Below are 22,965 nucleotides of genomic sequence, written 5' to 3'. Positions count from 1 at the left end.
TGGTCTGTCTCCTGGGTCAGCGGGGTCTCTCCCTTCAGGGTATGCCTGGCAGCGCCGTCCATCCGCATTTGTGTTGAGCGGGGGTGAACGTTTGTTAATGTGAAGTCCATGACCGAGCCCACTCCGCCCCTCATTGCCGCAATCCGGGACACCGGCCCCTCCGCCCCCACGGTGCGCACGGACCGTTTCCGCAAGGACATCGCATGGGTGGCCGCACCATTGGCGGCCGGAGTGATTACCGGTTTCCTGTGGTGGTTGCTGGCCCCGGGAGGCGGAAACGTGCTGTCCGGAAATCCCGAACTGGCCAATCCTTCAAACCCTGACTCGTGGTTGCCGCGGGATCTGACCCTGGCTGCCCTCATGGTGCTGGCCGGTTGCATTATCGGCCTGACCTTGGACGGCAGGCTTGACGGACCGGGAGCCGGGAGGCGGTTCGGCTTCGCCTTGGCCGGAGGAGCAGCAGGCGCCTTGGCCGCGTGGGGAGTCGGGCTCCTGGCCGGGCTGCTGTGGGGTCCCGCGCCGGAGCCTGGATTGGGGTCGGAATACGGCTTCACGCTGCGATCCTTTGCTGCGCTCTTGCTGTGGCCGGCCGCCACGGCCTTCGTGACGTTCGCCTTGGCGCTGTTCGGGGTTCTTTCCCGGAAGCCCGTAAAATAGCTCGGGTGAGCTCTCCTTCTGATTCCAATGCAACTGTCACCGCGTCTTTGGACTTCCGCAGCATCGATTTCCGCGGCCGCAGGCTTTCGCTGGCGGAGCTGAAGTCCGCCTTGCCCCGTGCCAAGCATCAGACCATGGCGGACGCGGAACAGAAAGTGCTGGACATCATCGCCGATGTTCGCAGCCGCGGCTTCGGCGCCCTGGCGGACCTGGCAGCAAAGTTCGACGGCGTTGAGCAGTCCCACCCGCGCGTCCCGGCTGAAGAGATCGCCAACGCGTTGCGGCGGCTGGATCCCGGCGTGAGGGCTGCGCTGGAAGAATCCATCACCCGCGCCAAACAGTTCGCCGAGCGGCAGAAGCCGGCAAATGTCGATGTGCAGCTGGCTGATGGTGCCGTAGTGAGCCAGAACTGGATTCCCGTGGGGCGGGTGGGTCTTTATGTGCCCGGCGGCCTCGCGCCCCTGGCGTCCTCGGTCATCATGAATGTTGTGCCCGCCGTGGCGGCCGGGGTTGAATCAATTGCTTTGGCTTCACCGCCCCAGAAGGATTTCGGGGGCCTCCCGCACCCCACCATCCTTGCTGCTGCAGCGCTCCTCGGCATCGACGAGGTCTATGCCATCGGGGGAGCACAGGCCATCGTGTCCTTCGCCTACGGAGTTCCGGGCGACGGCACCGAACTGCCGATTGAACCGGTGGATGTGGTGACAGGACCGGGCAACATCTTCGTGGCCACGGCCAAACGCCTGGTCAAGGGCGTCGTTGGCATCGACTCCGAAGCCGGCACCACCGAGATCGCGATCCTGGCGGACGCCACTGCCAAGCCCGCCCTGGTAGCTGCCGACCTGATCAGCCAGGCCGAACACGACCCCAAGGCCGCATCGGTCCTGGTGACCGAATCCGCGGAACTGGCCGGCGCCGTCGTGGATGAACTGAACCGGCAGGCCGCGGCCACCAAACACAGCGCCCGGGTCCGTGAGGCCCTTTCAGGCCCTCAGTCCGGTGTTGTCCTGGTGGATGACCTGGAACAGGGGATCGCGGTGTGCAATGCCTATGCGGCTGAGCACCTGGAAATCATGACCGCCAATGCTCCGGCCGTGGCGGGACGGATCCGGAACGCCGGCGCGATCTTCGTGGGCGATTACAGCCCGGTCAGCCTGGGCGATTACTGCGCAGGATCCAACCACGTTCTTCCTACCAGCGGTACGGCTGCCTTCTCCTCCGGACTGAACGTCACTACCTTCCTCAGGGCAGTCCAAGTGATCAATTATGATCGTGCGGCCCTTGAGCAGGTCAGCGGGCACATCGTGAATCTGGCCGGCGCGGAGGACCTTCCCGGGCACGGGGAGGCTGTGCAAATTCGGTTCGCCGAACGGCCCTGACCACTATATATACGGGCGGCCACCACTACATATAGTAATTACAAGCTTGTCATTAGCCTGTGGGCGACCCTAAAATGGTGCCGGAAGCGAAACTTCCGGCACCATTTTTTATCCGGCGGCTCTGCCGGAACAGCCAAGCCGGAACCATCAGGGAGGCCCAGCGTGTACTGTCCGTTCTGCCGGAATCCTGATTCGCGCGTCGTTGACAGCCGCATGGCCGATGACGGTTCGTCCATACGCCGCCGGCGCCAGTGCCCTGAGTGCGGCCGTCGCTTCACCACTGTGGAAACCACGAGCCTGTCGGTCATCAAACGCTCAGGGGTAGGGGAGCCGTTCAGCCGCATCAAGGTGATCAACGGCGTCCGCAAGGCTTGCCAGGGGCGCCCCGTGACGGAGGACGACCTCGCCATGCTCGCTCAGGAGGTCGAAGAGAACATCCGCTCCTCGGGCGCAGCCGAAATTGATGCCCACGAGGTCGGACTCGCCATTCTGGGCCCGTTGCGCAACCTCGATGAAGTGGCCTACCTGCGGTTTGCCAGTGTCTACCAGGCGTTCGAGTCGCTGGAAGATTTCGAATCAGCCATCGCGTTGCTGCGCCACGACGGCGGCGCACACGCCAAGGCCGCAGGCCTCAAGGATGCCAAGAGCGCGGAGAAGAGCCAGCTATAAAAGCTTGATGGCGGCTGCGGAGGGGAAGCCGCAGCCGCCATCTTCATACGCGCACTATTTGGCGAGTTTGTGGTGCAGTGCGACTTCCAGTGCGGCGCCCACGATGCCGGCGTCATTCTTCAGCTTTGCCGTGACGATCCTCGTGCGAAGGTCCAGGTGGGGGAAGTATTCGTCCGACCGCTTGGAGATTCCACCGCCGATGATGAACAGTTCGGGCGAGAAGAGGAACTCCACGTGCTGGAGGTAGCGGTTAAGCAGTACTCCGTATTCGTCCCAGCTCAGCCCGTCCCGTTCCCGGGCAACAGCTGAGGCCTTGGTTTCGGCGTCGAATCCGTCCACCTCAAGGTGGCCCAACTCGGCGTTCGGCACCAACTGGCCGTTGAAGATGAACGCCGATCCGATACCCGTGCCCAGCGTGATGACCAGGACCGTCCCGCCGACTCCTTCGCCGGCCCCGTAGCGGGCTTCCGCCAGGCCGGCAGCATCGGCGTCATTGATGACCTCCACAGGGCGGCCCAGACGCTCAGTGAGCTGCTTGTCGATGTCGGTGTTGAGCCATGACTTGTCGACGTTAGCCGCGGAATGGACCACACCGTGCTGGATAATGCCGGGGAAGGTCACGCCCACCGGCGAATCCGGGGCGGGAGCATCAGGACGTTTGGAGAGTTCTTCGACGATTTCGGCAACTACCTCGGCGACCGCCTCCGGCGTAGCAGGCTGCGGGGTCGGCACGCGGAACCGGTCGCCGATCAGCTTGCCCTTCTTGAGGTCGACAATGCCGCCTTTGATTCCCGTTCCACCGATGTCGATTCCGATCAGCGGTGCGTGCTTGTAGGTCTTCTCATCCTTTTTGGACAATTCAATTCCGATCATGGCAGGAGGGTTGGACATGCCGCAGCCACGAAAGCTGCGTGGACCTTCCGGAAGTTCTCAGGGAAGGGTAAGGATTTCCGCGCCGGTCTCTGTGACCAGCAGGGTGTGCTCGAACTGGGCTGTGCGTTTGCGGTCCTTGGTGACGACTGTCCAGTCGTCGGCCCACATGTCCCATTCGATGGTGCCGAGGGTCAGCATGGGTTCAATGGTGAAGACCATGCCGGGTTCGATCACGGTGTTGTAAGCGGGGGCTGCGTCATAGTGGGGGATGATGAGGCCCGTGTGGAATGCCTCGCCGACTCCATGCCCCGTGAAGTCCCTCACCACGCCGTAGCCGAAACGCTTTGCGTACGACTGGATGGCGCGGCCTATGACGTTGATTTCGCGGCCCGGAGCCACGGCCTTGATGGCCCGGTTGAGCGACTCCTGCGTACGCTCAACCAGGAGACGGGACTCTTCATCCACGTCGCCCACCAGGAAAGTGTAATTGGTGTCCCCATGGACGCCATTGATGTATGCGGTGATGTCTATGTTGAGGATGTCGCCGTCCTGGACCACTGTGGAGTCCGGGATCCCATGGCAGATGACCTCATTCAGCGAGGAACACAATGACTTGGGAAATCCGCGGTACCCCAGCGTTGAGGGATAGGCCTTGTGGTCCAGGAGGAATTCATGCCCTACCCGGTCCAGCTGGTCCGTGGTGACGCCGGGCTTGATGTGTTTCCCCACTTCGACGATAGCCTGCGCCGCGATCCTGGCTGCGACCCTGATTTTTTCGATGGTTTCCGCGGACTTGACCTCGGAGCCCGTGAATTTGGCCGGTGCCTTCTTGCCGACGTACTCGGGACGGGGAATCGACGCCGGTACGGGCAGTTCGGGGCTGACGGTTCCGGGAGTGAGCGTGCCGATGGGTGCGGTCAAAGCGGGAGAAGGCATAGATTGATCATATAAGGCACGCAAGAGACGCAGGTAACAGAGGCCGGGGTCGTCGGCCAAGCCTGCCAAACGTTACGTGCCACCGGTCCGCAGATGGAGGAGGAAACGTGACGGAGTACTGGTACAACGTCAAGACGCACCAGATCGAAGAGGACGCGATGTCCGACTGGACCCAATTGATCGGACCGTACAAGACGCGCGAAGAAGCCGAACACGCTTTGGAGAAGGTCCGGGAACGCAACGAAGCCTGGGACGCCCAGGACGACGACTAGAACGAGTGCTCAGGCCCGGGGAATTGCCCGGACCTGACGTCCTCTCCGTAGGCGGCGGCTGCTTCCGTGAGCGTTGACCGCAGGTCCGCGTATTGCTTGACGAATTTGGCCATCTTGCCGCCACGCAGCCCGGCCATGTCCTGCCAGACCAGAACCTGGCCCGTGGTCCTGTTGCCTGCACCGATGCCTACGGTCGGTACGCGGAGGGCGGCGTCAACAGCGGCCGCGGTTTCGGCAGGGACCATTTCCATCAGGACGCTGAAGGCCCCTGCGTCCTGCAGGGCCACCGCATCATCGATCAGCCGCTGGGCGTCGTCGCCGCGGCCCTGGACGCGGTAGCCGCCCAATGCGTGCTCGCTCTGGGGCGTGAATCCGATATGGGCCATCACCGGGACGCCAGCCTGGACCATCGCGCGGACGGTTTCGGCGTAGTAGGCGCTCCCTTCTATCTTGACCGCGTGGGCGAGGCCCTCCTTGAGGAACCGGACGCCTGATGCCACCGCTTGGGCCGGTGAGACCTCGTAGCTGCCGAAGGGCAGATCGGCCACTACCAGGGCACGCTTCGCTGAGCGGCTGACGGCCCTGCACAACGGCAAGAGTTCATCAACCGTCACGGGCAGGCTCGTTTCGTTGCCGAAGACATTGTTGGACGCCGAATCGCCCACCAGCAGGACTTCGATTCCGGCCTGGTCAAAGATCTCGGCGCTGTATTGCTCATACGCGGTGAGCATAGCGAAGCGCCGGCCTTCTTCCTTGGCCTGCTGCAAGTGGTGGATGCGGACTTTGGCTGCCGGTTTCTTTCCCGTGGGCGGCAGGTGCGCGGCATCGGCAGGCCCCGAACCATAGGGTGCGGGAACTTCGGCGGGCATGCTGGACTCGGGATGGTTGCTTGGGGCCATGGTTAGAGCCTAAGCCGTGCCGACAGCGGCTGCCAGCAGTGTGCCAAGCGTCACCATTTGTAAACGCTGTGTTACGCGGCGCTGCAGCATCGGCATTCGCACTGATTGCTTAGTAGAGTGAAGGCTGAACGCCGCGGCTCCTTCCTGTGGAAGGCGCTGCGTGGATACCGACCGGAAAGAGGCCCCATGGACCGCCAGCAAGAGTTCGTTCTGCGGACAATCGAAGAGCGTGACGTGCGCTTCGTACGCTTGTGGTTCACCGACGTCGTTGGTTCCCTGAAGTCTGTTGCGCTGGCACCTGCCGAAGTTGAAGGAGCCTTCGAAGAAGGCCTCGGGTTCGACGGTTCGGCGATCGAGGGCCTGGCCCGTGTCTTCGAGTCGGACATGCTGCTGCAGCCGGATCCCTCCACGTTCCAGATCCTGCCCTGGCGCGGAGAGACGGAACAGACCTCCCGGATGTTCTGCGACATCCTGACCCCCGACGGTGAACCGTCCGCAGCCGATCCCCGCAACGTCCTCAAGCGCACCCTTGCCAAAGCAGCCGACATGGGCTTCACCTGCTACACGCATCCTGAGATCGAGTTCTATCTCCTCAAGTCCCAGGAACTGGGTGCCAACGGCGCCCCAGTACCCGTTGACGAGGGCGGGTACTTCGACCACGTTCCCGGCGGCGTTGCCCAGGACTTCCGCCGGACCGCCGTGACGATGCTCGAGTCCGTGGGAATTTCCGTGGAATTCAGCCATCACGAGGGCGGCCCGGGCCAAAACGAAATCGACCTCCGTTACGCCGATGCCCTGCAAACCGCGGACAACATCATGACGTTCCGCACCGTGATCAAGGAAGTTGCCCTGCAGCAGGGAACGTACGCGACCTTCATGCCCAAGCCCTTCACGGACCACCCGGGCTCAGGGATGCACACCCACTTCTCGCTCTTCGAGGGCGATACCAACGCGTTCTTCGAAGCGGGCACCGAGTTCCAGCTTTCCAAGACGGCCCGGCAATTCATTGCCGGCATCCTGAAGCACGCTCCGGAATTCACGGCAGTGACCAACCAGTTCGTGAACTCCTACAAGCGGCTCTGGGGCGGCGGCGAGGCGCCCAGCTACCTGAGCTGGGGCCACAACAACCGCTCTGCCCTGGTACGTGTTCCGTTGTACAAGCCGGGCAAGGGCCAGTCGGCGCGGATCGAATACCGCGGCATCGACTCCGCCACCAACCCGTACCTCGCCTACGCCGTGCTGCTTGGCGCGGGACTTAAGGGCATCGAGGAGGGCTACGATCTTCCCGCAGCCGCTGAGGACGATGTGTGGTCGTTGACGACGGCCGAACGCAAGGCCATGGGCCACGCTCCGTTGCCGGCCAGCCTGCATGACGCCATCCGCGCGATGGAGGAGTCCGAACTCGTGGCCCAGATCCTGGGCGAGCAGGTCTTCGAGCATTTTCTGCGGAACAAGCGTGCCGAGTGGCAGGACTATCGCCTCCAAGTCACTCCGTACGAGTTGCAGCGCAACCTCGGCATTCTCTAGGAGGCGCTGTGAGCCTGGCGCGCCGGCTCATCTCGGCCGGCTTCAGTGACCTGGAAAAGGGCGAGAGGTTCCTTTCTGCCCCGGAGCTGGACGGCATCGAACAGGAAGCACTGTTTGCGGGACTGTCGATGGCGGCGAGCCCGGATACTGCCCTGCAATCGTTGGTCCGCCTGATTGAGAAAAATCCCGGGCTCAAGGAGTTGGCGGCTGCGGATCCGGACACCAGCGAGCCGCTGTACCGGTTGCTGGGTGCCTCCGAAGCGCTGGGAGAATTCCTCCTGCGACGGCCCGAGCACTTGGACGTCTTCCAAGGGAAAGTCAGCCCGGAACCCCTCCAGGCTTCCAGCGAGCAACTGCGCGCAACACTGCTGCGTTCGGTCAAGGCGGAGCCCGGAGCGCATCGCCCCGTTGCAGGGCTGACGGGAGTTCCGGCGTACACGGCGCTGCGCACGGCCTACCGCCGGGGATTGGCTGAGCTGGCTATCAAGGATCTGTGTGCCGCCTCGCCGCAGGACTTCATGCCCATGGCCGGGGCTGAATTGGCGGACCTCGCCGGGGCTGCCGTTGAGGCCGCTTTGGCCGTGTCCCGGGCAGAGGCGGCCGGCCAGTTCGACGCCGCGGAGGTAGCCGGCGTCGGGTTGTCAGTAATTGGCATGGGCAAGTGCGGCGCCCGGGAGCTCAACTACATTTCCGACGTCGACGTTATCTACGTGATCGAGTCGCAGGACCTTGACGACGCCCGCGCCTCGACCATCGGCACAGCGCTGGCATCAGGCATTTCCAGGGCGATCTCTTCTCCGGCTCCCGAGCCGGGCCTCTGGGAGGTGGATGCGAACCTCCGCCCGGAAGGCAAGTCCGGTCCACTCGTGCGGACGTTGGAGTCACACCTGAGCTATTACGCCCGCTGGGCTGAAAGCTGGGAATTCCAGGCGCTGTTGAAGGCGAGGACCATCGCGGGGGACACGGACCTGGGCCAGCGCTATGAAAAAGCAGTCGAACCGCTGGTGTGGGCTTCGGCAGGCCGGGACGGTTTTGTGGAGTCCGTGCAGGCCATGCGGCGCCGGGTGACCGAGCACATCCCCGCCGTCGAGGAACACCGCCAGATTAAGCTTGGGCGGGGCGGACTCCGGGACGTTGAGTTCACTGTCCAGCTTCTGCAGTTGGTCCACGGCAGGTCCGACGAGTCCTTAAGGTGCCGGGACACGACGTCGGCCATCGCGGCACTCTCTGCCGGCGGCTACATTGGCCGCGCCGACGCCGCAGCGTTCGATAGCGCCTACCGCTACCTGCGCGTGCTCGAGCATCGCATCCAGCTGTTCCAACTCAGGCGCACCCACTTGATGCCGGAAGCCGAGGACGCGCAGCGGTTCCTGGCCAAAGCCGTCCTAGGGCCGTTCTCGCATGGGCGGCCCCACCCCGACCAGTTGATCGCCGCCTGGCAGAAGACCAAGCGCTCGGTCCGTGAACTTCATGAGCGCATCTTCTACCGGCCACTGCTGAACACCGCGGCGAAGCTCAGCACCGAGGACGCAAAGCTCAGCCCGGAAGCAGCCGAGGGCCGGCTTGCCGCGCTCGGGTATCTCGATCCCAAAGGTGCCATGCGGCACATCGAGGCGCTCACCGCCGGGGTCAGTCGGCGGGCAGCCCTGCAGCGCCAGCTGCTGCCCATCCTGTTGGGGTGGCTTGCCGACGGCGTGGATCCCGATGCCGGCCTGCTTGCGTTCCGCAGGGTCAGCGAAGCGTTGGGTACCACCCACTGGTATCTGGGACTCCTGCGGGATTCGCAGGCCGCTGCGGAGAGGCTGTGTCACGTCCTTGCCAATTCGCGCCTGATTTCGGATTTGCTGGAGGTGTCACCGGAATCCGTAGCGTGGTTGGGCAGCGACAAGGATCTGGCACCTGTGCCGTTCTCCGCGCAGTGGCAGGAGATCAAGTCCAAGCTGTCCCGCCACCCGGATGCGGGAAGTGCCATGCGGCTGATCCGCCTCATCCGGCGCAGGGAGATCCTTCGAACGGCCATTGCGGACAGTTCGGGATTGCTGGACCAGGACGCCGTCGGGCTGGCGCTGGCAGAGGCGGACCGTGCTGCGGTGCTGGGGGCCCTGCATGTGGCCGAAAACGCCATAGTGGAGGACGGCCCGTTGAAGACCGACGTTCTGGTGGTGGCCATGGGGCGGCAGGGGGGTCGCGAAATCGGCTACGGGTCGGACGCGGATGTCATCTACGTGCACCGGGCCCGCCCTGGATTCAGCGACGTCGAGGCACAGGAGCAGGCGGCCGCGATCGTCGCAAGGATATCCAGCCTCCTGACGCAGCCGCTCAAGCCGGCAATCATGGCCGAGCGTGTTCTCCAAGTGGATGCCGACCTGCGTCCCGAGGGCAAGAACGGCGCCATGGTGCGCTCCCTGGACTCCTATGCCGAGTACTATCGCCGTTGGTCCTTGATCTGGGAGGCCCAGGCGTTGCTGCGCGCACGTCCCATGGCAGGCTCGGATGAATTGGCTGCCGACTTCATGAGCTTGATCGATTCCATCCGGTACCCGGAGGAGTTATCGGACGCGGACGTGCGCGAAATCCGGCGTATCAAGGCCCGGGTGGAGTCCGAGCGCCTTCCCCGCGGCGCAGACCCGGCCCGGCACGTAAAGCTTGGCCGTGGCGGGTTGAGCGATGTGGAATGGCTGGTTCAGCTGCTCCAGTTGCAGCACGCCGGGAAGCATCCGGAACTGCGGACCACGTCCACGTTGGAAGCACTCGCCGCCGCTGAACAGCTGGGTTTCATTGACAAGAACGACGCCGGACTGTTGCGTCAGGCATGGCGGCTCGCCAGCCGGATACGGTCGGCCAACGTCATTGTCACCGGACGGGCCTCCGACCTGCTGCCCTCCTCGCGGCGGGACCTTGAGGCCGTGGCCCGGTGGTGCGGTTACGAGCCGGGAGCGGCGGGCCGGTTCGAGGAGGACTACCTTCGCCTGAGCCGCAGGGCGCGCGGCGTTTTCGAGAAAAAGTTCTATGGCAACTAGCTCTGTATGGCTCATTCCCCTCAAACTCCTGGATGAGGACGCGCGGGCCATCCAGCTGGCGGAAGTAGCGGGACTGCGCATCCTCCCCGAGCAACAGGACTTCGTGGGGGATCCCCTGCGGATGATGCTCGTCGCCCTGGATGAGGGCTCGCGGTTCCCCTATGTCATAGAGTCTGCCGGCAAAGCTGTTGGGGTCCTGACCCTCCAGGCCGGAGCGGCCACTCTTGCCGGGTGGGAAGATGACGATTCGGCCTGGCTGCTCAGGGGATTCCTCATAGACTCACGGTGCCAGGGCAAGGGCCTTGGCCGCCAAGCGGCGGCAGCGGCCCTGCTGGAGGCGCGCAGGCTGACGCTGCGGCACCGTGGCGGGCAAACCGGCGTCGTACTTTCCGTCAACGAACGGAATCCGGCAGCGCAGGCGGCGTATGCCAAGGCCGGCTTTGTTGACTCCGGCCGCTACCTCGGGGGAGATGCCGGACCCCAGAGGATCATGCACGCAGATTTCCTGAACGAGGGCAGGACATAAACGACGCCGGAAGCAGCTGTTCGGCGGCCCCGTTTTGCCCTATGCTTCATCCCGTGACGGTCAGAAGAGACCCGGACGGAGCATGGTACTCCGACGCCCTGTGCTTCCGCTGCGCGCAGGCGGGGCCGCATTGGAAATCACGTCACGCCCTGGCCGGGGAGTATTCCTGCCGGCGTTGTTTTGCCACCTTTGCGGACGTGGAACCGGCGGGCAGCAAACACACGGTCCTTGGACAGGGACTCTCAGTCCCGGAACCCGTGCAAGTCTTCGAAACCAAGTAGCGGCACCACCGATCCGCTGAAAAAACGAGTACACGCTACTCGTGCCACTGCTGGTGGCCGTTGGGCAGCATTAGGGCTATGACAGCCTACGTGATCGAATCATCAGCCCTGGTGCACCGCTGCCAATGCTGCGGCGAGGAAACGGACAAGGTGTTCTGCAGTGACTGTGCGGCCCCTGAAGAGCCGGGAAAGTCGCCAACCATCAAACACTGAAGTGCGGCAAATTCATAAGTCCCCTTATAGACTCATCGGGTAGATGTTCTCAAGGAAAGGGGAAGTACATGGATTACAACGCAAGCCCTTCAGAGCGGGCCGTGCGGGCGGGCGACCTCGATCGGCGCCACGTCGGTCAATCGGTGAGCTTCCAGCCGAATGACTTCACTGTGGTGTTCGGTACCATTGCCGGCATTGCCCGGACCGAGGCCTTGGTGTACTTGTCCCTGGCAGGGGTGTCCGGTGGCACCCATTTGAAGGATGAGTACGATCTGACGATCGATCACGAGGTCTACCTGCAACTGGATCCGCTGAGCAGCGCCGAGAAAGGCTTCGCCGAAGCTGCGAAAGCCGTCAAGGAGAAGCTGGACGAGTTTGGCCGGAACATCCGTGACCGGGACCAGAACAGGGAATCCGAGTAGGTTCCGTTCGGATTCTTCCTGAAACAAGCACAAAGGCCGCTCCCGGTGATCCGGGAGCGGCCTTTGTCATTGCGTAGAGACTAGACGCCGTAGTAGAGCTCGAACTCGTAGGGGTTCGGGCGCAGGGACAGCGGGCGGATCTCGTTCTCGTACTTGTACTCGATCCAGGTGTCGATCAGGTCCTGGGTGAAGACGCCGCCGGCCTGGAGGAACTCGTTGTCCTCACGGAGGGCTTCGAGTGCTTCTTCCAGGGAACCCGGAGCCTTGGGGATGTCCTTGGCTTCCTCGGCGGGGAGCTCGTAGAGGTCCTTGTCGATCGGAGCCGGGGGTTCGATGCGGTTGCGGATGCCGTCAATACCGGCCATCAGCTGGGCTGCGAACGCCAGGTACGGGTTGGAGGAGGGGTCCGGCGCGCGGAACTCGATGCGCTTGGCCTTCGGGTTGGATCCGGTGATCGGGATACGGATACCAGCGGAGCGGTTGCCCTGCGAGTAGACCATGTTGACCGGAGCTTCGAAGCCCTTGACCAGGCGGCGGTAGGAGTTGACGGTCGGGTTGGTGAAGGCAAGGACAGCCGAAGCATGCTTCAGCAGGCCGCCGATGTACCAGCGGGCGGTGTCGGAGAGGCCTGCGTAGCCCTTCTCGTCGTAGAACAGCGGCTCGCCGTTGCTCCACAGGGACTGGTGGCAGTGCATGCCCGAACCGTTGTCACCGAAGACAGGCTTCGGCATAAAGGTTACCGACTTGCCCCAGGCATCGGCCGTGTTCTTGATGACGTACTTGAACTTCTGCAGGTCATCGGCAGCAGCAGTCAGCGTGGTGAACTTGTAGTTGATTTCAGCCTGGCCCGCCGAACCTACTTCGTGGTGCGAACGCTCAACTTCGAGGCCTGCCTTGTCCAGCTCAACGCACATGGCGTCACGGAGGTCAGCCTGCTTGTCGGTGGGGGAGACCGGGAAGTAGCCACCCTTGACGGGGGTCTTGTAACCGAGGTTGCCGCCCTCTTCCTTGCGGCCGGTGTTCCAGTGTGCTTCTTCGGAGTCGATCTTGTAGAAGCTGCCCTGCGGTGAGGATTCGTACTGGATGTTGTCGAAAACGAAGAACTCAGCCTCGGGTGCGAAGAACGCGGTGTCCGCGATGCCGGTGGAAGCCAGGTAGGCCTCAGCCTTCTCCGCCACGCCGCGGGGGTCGCGGTGGTAGGGGTCACCCGTACGGGGGTTGACGATGGAGAAGTTCAAAGCCAGGGTCTTCTCGATGCGGAACGTGTCAACGAAGGCCGAGGTCACGTCCGGGATGAGCTGCATGTCGGATTCGGCGATGCCCTGGAAGCCGCGGATGGAGGAACCGTCGAAGAGCTGACCGTTCACGAAGAAGTCGAGGTCGACGCTCTTGGCCGGCACGTTGAAGTGCTGCTGGACACCGGGGAGGTCGGTGAAGCGGATATCGACGAACTTGACGTCTTCTTCTTTGATGAACTTGAGGACTTCGTCCGCAGTCTTGAACATCTATGCTCCTTATGCATATCAAGTAACAGGCCGGGAAGGCCGCGTGGTGCAGCCCGGGCCGGGGATCTGGAGACGCAGAAACTCCCCTTGCCTCGGTGGCTGGCAACTCCTATCACCTTAGGGAGACGGGATTTCCCGGGAATGTCAGTATTGTTTCCGGGAGGTTACAGAATCATCTGTTGTGTAAACGGTAGTCGGCTTGCGGGTCTCAGGTCCACCAGGTCCGCTGGCTGAACACGGCCAACGGATTCCACAGCGCCGTGCAGGTGCAGGCCGGCACCCCGGCGACGTTCGAACAGTTAAGCTTATGGGGTGGTTGATCGCAAAGACATAGGCTCCTGGCTCAGTGGGCCGGACACATCCGGCATCTCCAAATATCCCGGTGAACGATTGGGACTTCCTGAGTCCGGGCCAGGCTCCATCGCCCGGGCCGGACGGCGCATCCTGGGCATCGTGATCGACTGGACCGTAGCGTTGGTCATCAGTAACTTCGCGTTCGGTGGCAACCAATGGGCCACCTTGGCTGTTTTCGCGGCAGAGCAGATACTCCTCATCGGCACCCTCGGATACAGCATTGGCCACAGAGTGGCCGGAATCCATGTTGTACGCCTCGGCGGGAAACCGGCCGGCCCTTTGGCCGCACTGGTCCGCACCGTGCTGCTGTGCCTGGTTATTCCCGCGGTGGTCTTCGATCCGGACCAGCGAGGTCTCCATGACAAAGCCATGAATACCATCCTGATCCGGATGTAGCCAAACCCTGCCCAACAAAAAGCCGCCCCGGCGCTTCGCGTGATGTGATCACTCGGAGCCGGGGCGGCTTTTTAGTTTCGGATCTTTAGCGGCCGCGTGCAGCCTTGCGGTCCGGACGGGCCTTATAGGGATCAATGCCCTTGGGGATCGGAAGGCGGTTGCCCAGGGAGTTGATTCGCTTGGACACGGCGTTCACTTCCACCTTGGTCAGTTCCTTCTTCATCTTGCCCATGGTCTTGGCAATCTGGTTCAGCGGCACCTGGCCTTCGCCGCGGCCGGACTCAATCACGTGGACGCTGACGTTGGGAAGAATGCGGGTCAGGCGCTTGCGCTCTCCGTCCACCAGGGTCTTGACGCGATGGCTGGGTCCCTCGCTGACCAGGACAACTCCGGGACGACCGATGGCCATGAAGACGGCGTCCTGGGTGCGCGGGTTCACGGCAACAGGCTGGTCCTGCGTGATCCACCCGCGGCGAAGCGTGCCCAATGCGGCACCCGAGGCGCCCGGCTGGTTCTCGATCTGGGCGAAAGCTGCGCGCTCAGCCCTACGGGAAAGGATGAAGACCGCGGCCAGCAGTCCCAGAGGAATGCCGATAATGAGGCCGGTGACCCAGTTTTCCAGAAGGAAGCCGATAAGGAAGGCAACGGCTACCACGGCAAGGAACGCCAGCACCATGATCCATACAACCTGTGGATCATTGCGCCGGGTCATCTTGAAGACTTCGGCGATCTGCTTCAGCTGGCTGGGCTTTTTGGCCTTGGCTTCTTTGGGCTTGCGCTGGAACAGGCCACGCTTGGGAGCGTCGGCCGAAGGGGTCGAGTTGCTGGAGTCAGGGGATTTCGCCATAGTGCCTTAATTCTACGTGATGCATGCACCAGCACCGGAACCTCCGGCACCGGTAAGTGTTCTTACAGGCGCCGGAGGCTCCGATGGTTTGGTTCGTCTTCTGTTTTGGGTGCTGTGCTTGGTTAGCCGCGGGCTGGTTTAGCCGTGGGCGGCGAGGATGGTGGAGGCTTCCTGGCGGGTGGTGCCGGAGGATTCGATGTGGGAAAGGGCTTCGGGGATGGCCCAGCCTTTCTTCCGCATCGCGGTGGCCCAGAGGCGCCCGGCGCGGTAGGAGGAGCGGACCAGGGGCCCGGACATGACGCCGAGGAAGCCGATCTCTTCGGCTTCGTGCTGGAGGTCCACGAATTCCTGGGGCTTGACCCACCGGTCCACGGGCAGGTGCCGCTCGGAGGGGCGCAGGTACTGGGTGATGGTGATCAGGTCACACCCGGCATCGTGGAGGTCCCGGAGGGCTTCGGAGATTTCCTCGCGGGTCTCGCCCATGCCCAGGATCAGGTTGGACTTGGTCACCATGCCCAGGTTGCGGCCTTGGGTGATCACGTCCAGGGAGCGCTCGTACCGGAACGCCGGACGGATCCGCTTGAAGATCCGGGGCACGGTCTCGACGTTGTGCGCGAACACCTCGGGCTTGGACTCGCAGATCGCGGCGATGTGTTCGGGTTTGCCGGAGAAGTCCGGGATCAGCAGTTCCACCCCGGTGCCGGGGTTCAGTTCGTGGATCTTCCGGACCGTTTCGGCGTACAGCCACACACCCTCGTCCTCGAGGTCATCACGGGCCACACCGGTCACTGTCGCGTAGCGCAGCTGCATCGACTGCACACTCCGTGCCACCTTGGTGGGTTCGAAGCGGTCCAGCGGGGAGGGCTTGCCGGTATCGATCTGGCAGAAATCACAGCGCCGGGTGCATTCGGACCCGCCGATCAGGAACGTCGCTTCCTTGTCTTCCCAGCACTCGAAAATGTTCGGGCACCCGGCCTCCTCACACACCGTGTGCAGGCCTTCCTTCTTCACCAGGTTCTTCAACCCAACAAACTCAGGGCCCATCTGGACCTTCGCTTTGATCCACTCGGGCTTACGCTCAACCGGGACCGCCGCGTTACGCTGCTCAACGCGCAGCAACTTACGGCCTTCAGGTGCCAGGGTCACTGGAGTGCTCCTTCTGGTGTTGCAACAAGTGCTTCTTCGTGCTTGCGGAACTCTTCCACAAACCTGTCAACGATGTCCGCCGGATTGATGGTCCGGCCGGTCTCCAGCGACATGGTGGTGACGCTGGCGTCCGTGATTCCGCAAGCGATGATCTGGGCGTACGGGGAGAGATCGTTGCTGCAGTTGATGGCAACACCGTGCATGGTGACGCCATCCAGGACGCGGATGCCGATCGCTGCGATCTTCCGGTCCGGTCCTTTGTCATCCGCCAGGACCCAGACGCCGGCCCGGCCCTTGATCCGAACGGCCTTGATCCCGTAATCCTCCATGACCGCGATCATGATGGCTTCCAGGCGCTCAACGTAGTCGCGGATGCCTGCGCGGTTCTTGAGTTTGAGGATGGGGTAGGCGATGAGCTGCCCCGGTCCGTGCCAGGTCAGTTTGCCGCCCCGGTCCACTGGAACCACCGGGGTACCGTCGAAGGGGCGCTCATGGTCTTCGGTGAGTTTGCCGGCCGTATAGACGGCTGCGTGCTCCAGAAGCAGGACGGTACTGGGTTTCTCGCCCGCAACAACTTTGTTGTGGATTTCGCGCTGCAGGTCCCAGCCCTGCATGTAGTCAACGAAATCAGGGGCAAGACCCAGCTGTGAGAACTCAAGAGTCATGACTTCAAGCTTAGACCCCGTGGAACGGTGCCCATGGTTTTGTGGTGAACCTCTCAGTCGCATCCGTGAGGCGTCGGGCGGATCGGGCGATGGCCTTGGAGCCTGTGGATAACTTCTGCAGGAAAACCCGGTGTGGGGTAGACCTTTTGACATGGGTTCTCCGGATAAATCTCCTTCATCTCCGCCCGCCATTCCCGGCTATCGGGTCCACCGTTTCCTGGGTCGAGGTGCATCCTCCACAGTCTGGTTGGCTGAAAAGGACCACGGCCCGGGGGACGGGCCCGGCTCACGGTTCGCCATCAAGTGCATCGCCGTCCCGGAGAAGGATGCCGGGAACGTGCCCATGGTGGACGGCGCGTCCCGCGAGGTGGCAGTGATGTCATCGCTCCGGCACGGGCACTTGCTGAGGGTTCACGACGTCGTGCAGTTCAGTGGCAACGGTTCCGACGGCGTGGGACTCGTCCTCGACTACGCCGCCGGAGGCTCACTGGCCGCCCTCGTCGCGATACGCGGCAGCCTCGGCGTCGGCGAGACGGTGACCGTCCTGGTTCCGCTGGCGCATGCACTGTCCTATCTGCACGGTGAGGGCACTGTGCACGGTGATATCTCGCCCGGTAACGTCCTTTTCACCTCCCACGGCAAGCCCTTGCTGGCAGATCTGGGTACGGCAAGCCTTCTGGGAGAAGTCCAGGACTCCCACCCGGCGGGGACCGAAGGCTTCGCAGACAGTTTTTCCACTGGCCGGGCGGGCAGGAGGATCCTCCAACCTGCCCGCGATGTGTACTCATTGGCTGCGTTGGGTTGGTTTTGCCTCACCGGCCATGCTCCTGAGCCTGGCCCCGAACGGCCCCCGTTGCCGTTGTTGGTTCCGGGGGTTCCTTCCGGCCTTGCCGCGGCCCTCGAGGCCGGGCTCGATCCCGATCCGAAGGCCCGCCCGACTGCCAAAGAGTTCGGTACGGCCGTGCACCGAAGCGCGGCCGCGCATCCGGTGGATCTTGCCGGGGCGGTCCACCCGTCCGTCATTCCAGAGCTGTTGACCCGCCGGCGGGACGCGGATACACGACGACGGCGGCTCCCGTGGCGCCGCAAGCGGGCCACGCCATTGGTTTGGGAAAGTGACGTAACCTCCTCCGGGAACCTGCGTGCCGCTGGCCGCCGGTCCTCCGGCAAAGGCGTTCGGGGAGGCATCGTAAAGGCCGGAACGATCGGCGTAGCCGGTCTGGCGCTCCTTGCGGCCGGGGCCTACTTGTGGCCCAACGGATCCCCCTCACAGCAGACCCCTGATGCCACCGCTGTTTCGACGGGGGAGCGGTCCGCTGTTCCAGTCGCCGGGACCACACCATTCAGCCATGACCTCCCGGCCGACCTCGCCCAAGCTCTCAAGGCGACCGAACCCGAGGCCGCCCTCCCGGCACTGTCACGAGTGCGGGACCTTGCATTGCGCGAAGGACGCCCGGAGCTGCTGGCCCTGGTCAATGTTCCCGGCTCGCCGGCTGAGGCTGCAGATAAGGACTTATCCGGGCACCTCGTCTCGCAAGGCATCCGGCTGGGCGGCCTGTCCACCGAGGTGGCCAACGTTTCCCTGCGAAGCAAGGATGGAAACAGCGCCGAAGTGGAACTGACAGCAACCACCTCCGACTACGAAGAGAGGGACGCAGCGGGCCGGGTCATGCACCGGCAGCCGGCAGGCAAACCCCAGGAACTGCGGCTCGTCTTGAAACGGACGGAAGGGGCATGGCGCATCGTCGAAATCCTGGCTTCGGACCAGTGAGGGCTTCCGGCCGGTGAGGGGGTCGGGCTTTGAGGCTGTTGAACTTACCGGCCAGGCCGGCTCGTCAGCCAGGCCACTGCCTGACGCAGTTCGGGATGCTGCCACGTAAAGCCCGCCCCGGCCAGCTTGCCTGGATACATCGCTTGGTCTGCCATGACCAGCTCATCGGCAAGTCCGCCCAGGACAAGCCTGAGGGCCGGCCAGGGTACCCGCAGGAATGCCGGCCGGTGGAAGCCCTCGGCCAGCCGGGCAACGATTGTGTTGACGTCCGCGAGGCCCGGAGCGCAGAGGTTCACGGCGCCCTCAAGTTGCGAATCCACAAGGAACGCCAGCGCCGAGGCCTCGTCGGCCAGGGTGATCCACGGCCAGTACTGCCGGCCGTTGCCAAAGGGGCCGCCCAAGCCAACTTTGAGGAGTGGAAGCAACGGACCCAGCGCCCCGCCTTGGGTGCTCAGCACGACGCCGGTACGGGGAGTCACCACCCTGACACCGTCGGGAGCCGTCCTGGCCGCTTCCTCCCACTGCACGCACAATGGCGCCAACACGCCGCCTTCGCCGGGGGCTGAGTCCTCATGAAGGACTTCCCGGCGGGACGCTCCGTAATACCCCGACGCCGACTGGCTGACGAAGGCGCGTGGCGGGGAACCGAGCCTGCCCATTGCCGCCGTCAGGGTCCGGGTAGGTTGGAGCCTGGAATCGTGCAGGACCCGGATCCTGTTCTTAGTCCAGGGACGGTCACCGATCCCCGCGCCGGAAAGGTTCACTACGGCGTCGGCACCGTCCAGGACCGCTTCGTCCAATACACCTGCGGACGGATCCCAGGTCCACTCCTTGTTGTTGGCCGCAGGCCTGCGCACCAACCGGATCACCTCATCCCCACGGGACTCCAGCAGCTTGGACAACGCGGTGCCAATCATTCCGGAAGCTCCGGACATCACGATTCTCATGACCCATCTCACCACGGGCCGGTGCATGCTGGAAACGCCGCTGAACAGCGGCGACGGTGTTTCGCCTTCTGACTATGATCGAACAATGACCTCTTCCAGTTACCTCCGCTTTCCGCATGTGCACGGCGACCTTGTCACGTTCGTGGCCGAAGACGACATCTGGATTGCTCCCGTCACGGGCGGCCGCGCCTGGCGGGTCTCCTCCCAGCAGTTGCCGGCACGGAATCCCAGGTTCACCCCGGACGGCAAGCGACTCGTGTGGACAACGGTGGTGGGAACGGCGCCGGAAGTGGTGACTGCCGATATCAACGGTGCCGGTTACAAACAGTTGAGCTACTTCGGGCACAGCACTACCAAAGTCAAGGGGTTCAACCCATCGGGCCACATTGTGGTGACCAGCGCCTTCCAGAAGGCCGAAAGCCGGCACACCCACGCCTATAGCCTGCCGCTGGAAGGCGGCGCCGCCGTCGAACTTCCTTTCGGACCTGTAGAGGGTGTCGCGTTCGGCCCGGAGGTTGGGGATGAGCGGCCGGTTGTCCTGGCGAGCGTCCTGTCCCGGGAACCTGCGTGGTGGAAGCGGTACCGGGGTGGTATGGCAGGGAAGTTGTGGATCGATGCTGACGGCAACGGTGAGTACGAGCGGTTGGTCCCGGAGCTCGACGGCAACCTTACCGACCCCCTGTGGATCAAGGACCGCATTGCCTTCCTCTCCGACCATGAGGGATACGGCAACCTGTATTCGGTCCGCCCGGACGGTTCCGATCTGCGCCGGCATACCGACCACGAGGACTTCTACGCCCGGCACGCAAGCACGGACGGTACAAGGGTGGTGTTTGAATCCGCGGGGGAGCTGTGGATCCTTCCGTCACTGGATTCCGAGGCTGTAGCCACCAAACTGGAGATCACGCTCGGGTCCGCTTCACCGGCTCGTCGCCCGGCCCCCTTGAAGGTGTCGGGCCACCTCGGTGACGTGGTTCCCAACATCAACGGAACCGCCAGCGCCGTTGAAACCCACGGCACGGTCCACTGGTTGCGCCATAAGGACGGCCCGTCGCGCGTGGTTGAAGCGACGCCCGGCGTGCGTGCGCGCCTCCCGCGTCCCCTGACGGACGGCAGGATTGCCTACGTAGCCGATCACGACGGCGTCGAAGCCCTCTACATCAAACGTATTGCCGCGCGCTTGGCCCCTCCCGCAAAGCCTGCGACGGCACAGGCTGTGACGGGCCAGTCCGCCGCGGAGCCGTCGCCGGAAGAAGCCAGCGAAGCGCCGGACGGAGTCCTCCCGAAGCCGGTGGCCGTATCCCGCGTTGTGGGTCGACCCGAATCAGCGGCGGGAGCCCCGCAGGAACCCAAGGCCGGAGACCCCGCGTCGGCAAGCGCGGGAACAGCGCAAGCGGACACCGGAGCTCCGTCACCGGACACGGCGGCTGCGGCGGCGGAGCACACTGCTGCCCCCGAAGCGGAGCACCACGGCGAAGTCAGGGTGGAACTTCCGGCGCCTGCCAGGGTCAGCGCGCTGGAAGCAAGCCCCGATGGCCGCTGGTTGGCGATCGGAACTGCGTTCGGTGACGTGTTTGTGGCGGACGCGGCGTCCGGAGCCTTGTCCCGGCTGGTCAGCATCGGTGAAGGCAGCGTCGAACAGCTGGCTTGGTCGGCGGATTCGCAGTGGCTCGCCTGGTCCGAGCCGGTGACGTCGTTCGGGACGCGCAGCAAGCTGAGGATCGCCAAGCCCAACGGGGGTGCAACCGACATCATCGACGTCACTGACGGACGGTTCTGCGACGAATCGCCTCACTTCACTCCGGACGGCAAATTCCTTGCGTTCCTTTCCAACCGGAGCTTCGACCCCGTCTATGACGGACACTCCTTCGACCTGTCCTTCCCGAGCCCCATCAAGCCGTACCTCGTAGCCTTGGCTGCGGATACGCCGTCGCCGTTCGGGCCCTCCATCGACACCCTTGAAGACGGTCCCGCCGACGCCGGGAAGAACGACGACGGCGACGCTCCCGTCGTGCGGGTGGATGCGGAGGGACTCGCCCACCGCGTCATTGCCGTGCCTGTGCCGCAAGGGAATTACTCCGCGTTGACGGCGGGCGAGGGATCCCTCCTCTGGCTGGACACGGAGTTGTCCGGCGTCACGGGAGAGGGCAAAGGAACGCTGCAGGACAAGAAGCCCGCTCCGGCACTGATCCGCTACGACCTCGCAAAGCGCCAGGAGACCACCTTGGTCAAGGCCGCCGACCGTTACCGGCTCAGCGGCGACAGGCAACGGATCGTCTACGTGCTGGACCAGCAGGTGACGTCAGTTCCGGCTGATAAGAAAGTCGACGACGAGTCCGGCGACCTGGTGAAGGTTGAACTCAACAGGATCCGCGTCATCCTGGACCCCGTCGCGGCGTGGGGCCAGGCCTTCGACGAGGCCTGGCGCCTCCAGCGGGACTTCTTCTGGGCACCGGACATGGCAGGCCAGGATTGGGAGTCCGTGCATCAGCGCTATCGCCCGATCGTGGAGCGGCTCGGTTCGCATGATGACCTGGTGGATCTTCTCTGGGAGATCCACGGGGAGTTGGGTACCTCGCACGCTTACGTCAAGCCGGCTGCTGTCAGTGAGCCGGGCCGGAACGGCCAAGGACGGCTGGGAGCCGAGTTCCAGCTGGGAGAACACGGTTGGGAGATCACCGCCATCCTGGCCGGCGAATCCTCCGATCCCCTCGCCACCTCACCCCTGACACGTCCGGGAGCGGACGCGAAGGTGGGCGACGTGCTTCTGGCGATTGACGGCGTCGGGCTTTCTGCAGCCGTGACCCCGGCGATGCAGTTGGTCGGTGCGGCCGGCCGCACGGTGGAGCTGACCCTGGTGAATGGCCCGGGCCATGGCATCGCAGCAGGGGTCCAGCGGCGGGTTGCCGTGGTGCCCGTACGGGACGAGGAACGGCTGCGGTACCAGGACTGGGTGCGCGGCAACCGCCGCACTGTCCGCGAGGCGTCCGGAGGTAAGTTCGGCTATCTGCACGTTCCGGACATGATGGCCAACGGATGGGCGCAGCTGCACCGTGACCTGGATACCGAAACCGCCCTGGACGGGTTGATTGTTGACGTTCGGCGGAACCGTGGCGGCCATACCTCGCAGTTGGTGGCCGAGCTGATCGGCCGGAAAGTCACAGGCTGGAGCATGCCCCGGGGCGAAAAACCGCGGACCTATCCGCATCATGCACCCCGGGGGCCGGTGGTCATCCTGGCCGATGAGTTTGCCGGTTCCGACGGCGACATCATCACCCAGGTTTCGAAGCTGCGTGGCATCGGTCCCGTGATCGGCACCAGGACCTGGGGAGGGGTGGTCGGCATTGACAACCGCTTTGCCTTGGCAGACGGGACGGGCGTTACGCAGCCCCGGTACGCCACGTGGTTCGGCGGAGGCATCGGCTGGGACGTGGAAAACCGCGGCGTGGAACCGGACATCGAGGTACTGTTCCCTCCGCACGCGTACGCAGCGGGCATTGATCCGCAGCTGGAGTACGGCATCGGCGCGCTCAAGGAAATGATCCAGGAGTTGCCTACGGACAGGCCTCCGCTCCGGGAGGGCTACAGGAGCGTCCGGCCAGGCGCGTTGCCGGCCCGCCCCCAGGCCCGCTAGGACTACGGGAAAGGCCCTGCACTTCT

The 22,965-nt window shown here is 63.9% G+C and carries 19 protein-coding genes; 11 read left to right on the top strand and 8 right to left on the bottom strand.

Annotated elements, in window-relative coordinates:
* The first annotated feature begins 108 nt into the window (after positions 1 to 108).
* The 3 genes from HMI59_RS13265 (at position 109) to nrdR (ending at position 2,705) form a co-directional block, all read left to right on the top strand.
* Positions 109 to 657, top strand: a complete 549-nt coding sequence (locus HMI59_RS13265) for a hypothetical protein (RefSeq protein ID WP_227471386.1) — start codon at positions 109 to 111, stop codon at positions 655 to 657.
* Between the two features lie 5 nt (positions 658 to 662).
* Complete coding sequence (gene hisD, locus HMI59_RS13260; protein ID WP_193591576.1) at positions 663 to 2,036, top strand: histidinol dehydrogenase; 1,374 nt, start codon at positions 663 to 665, stop codon at positions 2,034 to 2,036.
* A 162-nt stretch (positions 2,037 to 2,198) separates the two neighbouring features.
* A complete protein-coding gene (gene nrdR, locus HMI59_RS13255; protein ID WP_031216805.1) occupies positions 2,199 to 2,705 on the top strand; it encodes a transcriptional regulator NrdR in 507 nt (168 codons plus the stop codon).
* A 54-nt stretch (positions 2,706 to 2,759) separates the two neighbouring features.
* Here nrdR and ppgK read toward each other — a convergent pair whose 3' ends face one another.
* Both ppgK and map read right to left on the bottom strand, forming a co-directional pair.
* Positions 2,760 to 3,563 (bottom strand): polyphosphate--glucose phosphotransferase, encoded by an 804-nt coding sequence (gene ppgK, locus HMI59_RS13250; RefSeq protein ID WP_166184198.1) that lies wholly within the window; start codon positions 3,561 to 3,563, stop codon positions 2,760 to 2,762.
* Positions 3,564 to 3,635: 72 nt separating this feature from the next.
* Positions 3,636 to 4,514, bottom strand: coding sequence for a type I methionyl aminopeptidase (gene map / locus HMI59_RS13245; RefSeq protein ID WP_166184170.1), 879 nt, complete (start codon positions 4,512 to 4,514; stop codon positions 3,636 to 3,638).
* A 107-nt stretch (positions 4,515 to 4,621) separates the two neighbouring features.
* Between map and HMI59_RS13240 the strand changes: the two genes are divergently transcribed.
* Positions 4,622 to 4,786, top strand: a complete 165-nt coding sequence (locus HMI59_RS13240; RefSeq protein WP_021473347.1) for a hypothetical protein — start codon at positions 4,622 to 4,624, stop codon at positions 4,784 to 4,786.
* Here the strand turns inward: HMI59_RS13240 and panB are convergent.
* Complete coding sequence (gene panB / locus HMI59_RS13235; protein ID WP_062096144.1) at positions 4,783 to 5,685, bottom strand: 3-methyl-2-oxobutanoate hydroxymethyltransferase; 903 nt, start codon at positions 5,683 to 5,685, stop codon at positions 4,783 to 4,785. The two genes, HMI59_RS13240 and panB, sit on opposite strands and share 4 nt — an antisense overlap.
* 186 nt (positions 5,686 to 5,871) lie before the next feature.
* On the opposite strand from panB, the gene glnA (HMI59_RS13230) reads away from it, so the two are divergent.
* From glnA (HMI59_RS13230) to HMI59_RS13215, 4 genes are all read left to right on the top strand, one after another.
* A complete protein-coding gene (gene glnA / locus HMI59_RS13230) occupies positions 5,872 to 7,212 on the top strand; it encodes a type I glutamate--ammonia ligase (RefSeq protein ID WP_021473345.1) in 1,341 nt (446 codons plus the stop codon).
* Positions 7,213 to 7,220: 8 nt separating this feature from the next.
* Positions 7,221 to 10,232, top strand: a complete 3,012-nt coding sequence (locus HMI59_RS13225) for a bifunctional [glutamine synthetase] adenylyltransferase/[glutamine synthetase]-adenylyl-L-tyrosine phosphorylase (protein ID WP_193591575.1) — start codon at positions 7,221 to 7,223, stop codon at positions 10,230 to 10,232.
* Positions 10,222 to 10,758 (top strand): GNAT family N-acetyltransferase, encoded by a 537-nt coding sequence (locus tag HMI59_RS13220; RefSeq protein ID WP_193591574.1) that lies wholly within the window; start codon positions 10,222 to 10,224, stop codon positions 10,756 to 10,758. Before HMI59_RS13225 ends, HMI59_RS13220 begins: the two co-directional genes overlap by 11 nt.
* Before the next feature lie 562 nt (positions 10,759 to 11,320).
* The gene (locus HMI59_RS13215; RefSeq protein ID WP_021473342.1) at positions 11,321 to 11,674 is read left to right on the top strand and encodes a hypothetical protein; all 354 of its coding nucleotides are present in this window, start codon (positions 11,321 to 11,323) and stop codon (positions 11,672 to 11,674) included.
* 80 nt (positions 11,675 to 11,754) lie between these two features.
* On the opposite strand, the gene glnA (HMI59_RS13210) is transcribed toward HMI59_RS13215, so the two are convergent.
* The gene (gene glnA / locus HMI59_RS13210; protein WP_021473341.1) at positions 11,755 to 13,179 is read right to left on the bottom strand and encodes a type I glutamate--ammonia ligase; all 1,425 of its coding nucleotides are present in this window, start codon (positions 13,177 to 13,179) and stop codon (positions 11,755 to 11,757) included.
* A 312-nt stretch (positions 13,180 to 13,491) separates the two neighbouring features.
* Here glnA (HMI59_RS13210) and HMI59_RS13205 point away from each other — a divergent pair, with 312 nt between their 5' ends.
* Positions 13,492 to 13,929 carry an RDD family protein gene (locus HMI59_RS13205; RefSeq protein WP_166186147.1) on the top strand — a complete coding sequence of 146 codons (438 nt, stop codon included), beginning with the start codon at positions 13,492 to 13,494 and terminating at the stop codon, positions 13,927 to 13,929.
* A gap of 85 nt (positions 13,930 to 14,014) precedes the next feature.
* Here the strand turns inward: HMI59_RS13205 and HMI59_RS13200 are convergent, their stop codons facing one another.
* The 3 genes from HMI59_RS13200 to lipB all read right to left on the bottom strand — a co-directional run bounded on the left by HMI59_RS13200 (position 14,015) and on the right by lipB (position 16,587).
* Positions 14,015 to 14,776, bottom strand: a complete 762-nt coding sequence (locus HMI59_RS13200) for a DUF4191 domain-containing protein (protein ID WP_021473339.1) — start codon at positions 14,774 to 14,776, stop codon at positions 14,015 to 14,017.
* 138 nt (positions 14,777 to 14,914) lie between these two features.
* Positions 14,915 to 15,922, bottom strand: coding sequence for a lipoyl synthase (gene lipA, locus HMI59_RS13195; RefSeq protein ID WP_193591573.1), 1,008 nt, complete (start codon positions 15,920 to 15,922; stop codon positions 14,915 to 14,917).
* Positions 15,919 to 16,587 carry a lipoyl(octanoyl) transferase LipB gene (lipB, locus tag HMI59_RS13190; RefSeq protein WP_193591572.1) on the bottom strand — a complete coding sequence of 223 codons (669 nt, stop codon included), beginning with the start codon at positions 16,585 to 16,587 and terminating at the stop codon, positions 15,919 to 15,921. The genes lipA and lipB overlap by 4 nt, the downstream gene beginning before the upstream one ends.
* 151 nt (positions 16,588 to 16,738) lie before the next feature.
* Here lipB and HMI59_RS13185 point away from each other — a divergent pair, with 151 nt between their 5' ends.
* Positions 16,739 to 18,358, top strand: coding sequence for a serine/threonine-protein kinase (locus tag HMI59_RS13185; RefSeq protein ID WP_193591571.1), 1,620 nt, complete (start codon positions 16,739 to 16,741; stop codon positions 18,356 to 18,358).
* Between the two features lie 44 nt (positions 18,359 to 18,402).
* On the opposite strand, the gene HMI59_RS13180 is transcribed toward HMI59_RS13185, so the two are convergent.
* Positions 18,403 to 19,305, bottom strand: coding sequence for a TIGR01777 family oxidoreductase (locus HMI59_RS13180; RefSeq protein WP_193591570.1), 903 nt, complete (start codon positions 19,303 to 19,305; stop codon positions 18,403 to 18,405).
* Between the two features lie 85 nt (positions 19,306 to 19,390).
* On the opposite strand from HMI59_RS13180, the gene HMI59_RS13175 reads away from it, so the two are divergent.
* Positions 19,391 to 22,939 carry a S41 family peptidase gene (locus HMI59_RS13175; RefSeq protein WP_193591569.1) on the top strand — a complete coding sequence of 1,183 codons (3,549 nt, stop codon included), beginning with the start codon at positions 19,391 to 19,393 and terminating at the stop codon, positions 22,937 to 22,939.
* Positions 22,940 to 22,965: the final 26 nt, after the last annotated feature.

Origin of the sequence: Paenarthrobacter sp. YJN-5, assembly GCF_015040095.1 — a bacterium.
Lineage (GTDB): Bacteria > Actinomycetota > Actinomycetes > Actinomycetales > Micrococcaceae > Arthrobacter > Arthrobacter ureafaciens.
This window is presented reverse-complemented; position numbering and strand designations above follow the sequence as displayed.